The organism is Streptococcus sp. GMD6S (genome assembly GCF_000297015.1).
Genome location: NZ_AJRH01000361.1, coordinates 1 through 617, shown reverse-complemented (window position 1 = coordinate 617; position 617 = coordinate 1). Strand labels below are relative to the sequence as shown.

The window sequence follows — 617 nt, the reverse complement described above, 5'->3', positions numbered from 1 at the left end:
GTCGGAGTGACTCCTGTCGTTGCCAAAACGGCCACAGGTGCTATTGAGCATGTACCGATTGCGCGAGTGACCAACCTCAGTCAAACTCTAGACAAACTCAAGGATGAAGGCTTCTGGACCTTTGGAACGGATATGAACGGTACTCCTTGCCACAAGTGGAATACAAAAGGAAAAATCGCCCTCATCATCGGAAATGAAGGAAAAGGCATCTCTAGCAACATCAAAAAACAGGTTGATGAGATGATTACCATTCCCATGAATGGACATGTTCAAAGCCTCAATGCCAGTGTTGCTGCAGCCATTCTCATGTACGAAGTTTTCCGAAATAGACTATAAAAAAAGTTTCCAGTCATCTGATTGGAAACTTTTTTATGATTATACTCAATGAAAATCAAAGAGCAAACTAGGAAGCTAGCTTAAGACAGCTCAAAGCACTGCTTTGAGGTTGTGGATAGAACTGACGAAGTCAGTACCCATACCTACGGCAAGGCGAAGCTGACGTGGTTTGAAGAGATTTTCGAAGTGTATTAACTATGTTCTGTAATAAATTTGTAAGCTTCTTGACCAGCGATAGCCCCATCTCCAACTGCTGTTGTTACTTGGCGAAGGTCTTTCTG

Annotated in this window: 1 protein-coding gene; it reads left to right on the top strand. The window is 42.9% G+C overall.

The genetic code is table 11. The annotated features are described in order from the left end of the window. A partial coding sequence (locus GMD6S_RS11620) for a 23S rRNA (guanosine(2251)-2'-O)-methyltransferase RlmB (RefSeq protein WP_000321717.1) occupies positions 1–336 on the top strand: 336 nt, incomplete at its 5' end. Positions 337–617: the final 281 nt, after the last annotated feature.